Origin of the sequence: Mesorhizobium sp. M0500, assembly GCF_040321165.1 — a bacterium.
Lineage (GTDB): Bacteria > Pseudomonadota > Alphaproteobacteria > Rhizobiales > Rhizobiaceae > Mesorhizobium.
Genome location: NZ_JAMYRB010000084.1, coordinates 1 through 1,078, shown reverse-complemented (window position 1 = coordinate 1,078; position 1,078 = coordinate 1). Strand labels below are relative to the sequence as shown.

At 62.1% G+C, this 1,078-nt stretch carries 1 pseudogene; it reads right to left on the bottom strand.

What is annotated here, in order from left to right:
• Positions 1–592 precede the first annotated feature (592 nt).
• Positions 593–998 (bottom strand): annotated as a pseudogene (locus NKI70_RS33850) (ATP-binding protein); the annotation flags it as partial.
• Positions 999–1,078: the final 80 nt, after the last annotated feature.

Here is a 1,078-nt window from a genome sequence, read left to right as displayed (position 1 = left end):
CGCGTCCCCAAAACATCGCTTCAGCAGGCCAAAGACCACTGAAAACTCCGGGAAAACAGCCGTTTATGGACGCGCACTAGACTAGTCGCGGTGAAGCCCTGTGTAGGGCGGTGACAAACAAACTAGGCCATTGGAGCGCCGTCATGTTGGCGATGCGGGCGGAGTAAGAACCGTCCGGTGGCTTAGGCTGGCCCCTTTGGGGGTCGGCCGGGATGTTTGCCGTGGAAGTCTATGCCGCCGTCGGCACTTCGTTTTCGTCGAGGGGAACAGCCGCCGCGGGCCGGCCGGGCGGCGGTGGTGGAGGCACCCCACAACGACGTCGGCGGCTTCGAAGCCGCCATCTTGGCCTAGGGCATTCGGGGGGCACGGGTCGCCCCTGGATCGTGGTGGAGAGCCTCTATTCAATGGATGGCGACCACGCGCCCTTGGCAGACCTGGCTGTCAAATCGCTTTGAACCTCAGCCCCCATTTCGCTTCGAAGTTTAGCCCCCTGATGAGTTGGCGCTGCCGTGCCGAGAGCGCCTGGCGGAGCTGGTCAGGGTTGCGCAGCCGGGCGTGTCTCGGTGTCCAGGGAGCACCTATGTGATCGGGCTCAGGCGCGATTTTTGAAGCGCCAGGATTCGTTGCCGGTCTCGATGATGTCGCAGTGATGAGTGAGCCGGTCGAGCATGGCGGTGGTCATCTTGGCGTCGCCGAAGACCTGCGGCCAATCGGCGAAGGCGAGGTTCGTGGTGATGATGATCGAGGTGTTCTCGTAAAGCTTGCTGGTGGAACAGGAGTTGCGCGCCGGACTGGTTGAAGGGCAGATAGCCCAGTTCGTCGATGACGATCAGATCGTGGCGCAGGAGGGTTTCGGCGAGACGACCGCTGCGACCGGAAGCCTTCTCCTGCTCGAGTTGATTGACGAGATCGACGAGGTTGAAGAAGCGGCCCCTGGCCTTGGCGCGTATGACGGCGGCCGCAATGGCGATGGCCAGGTGCGTCTTTCCCGTTCCGGTCGGACTGGGCTCATAATGCCCGTTATCAGGATGGCGAGGCAAAGAAGATTGTCCGTTACGCCTTTCATCCACGTTCGGGC